General features: G+C 63.4%; 1 pseudogene. It reads right to left on the bottom strand.

The features are described 5' to 3' along the window. A pseudogene (locus tag Q5L94_RS14120) lies at positions 1-238 on the bottom strand (hypothetical protein); the annotation flags it as partial.

Raw genomic sequence — 238 nt, 5'->3', positions numbered from 1 at the left:
GCGAGCTCGCGATGATCCTGCTGAAACACAGCGCGCAGATCGATCACGGCATCAATGTCTGCTCCTGCGTGCGTATATCGCTTCAGCGGTGACTCCCTGGCTTCCGCAAGGAAATTGCACAGCGCGCGAACGGCTGACCCGGCCGCCGCCGGATCCTCCGCGCCGGAGAACGCGTAAAGGCGGAAACGGCCATCGGCTTGCGCCGCGTGGCCAAGATGCACTGGCTTGGCATCTCCAA

This window comes from Idiomarina sp. Sol25 (assembly GCF_033052775.1).
Lineage (GTDB): Bacteria > Pseudomonadota > Gammaproteobacteria > Enterobacterales > Alteromonadaceae > Idiomarina.
This window is presented reverse-complemented; position numbering and strand designations above follow the sequence as displayed.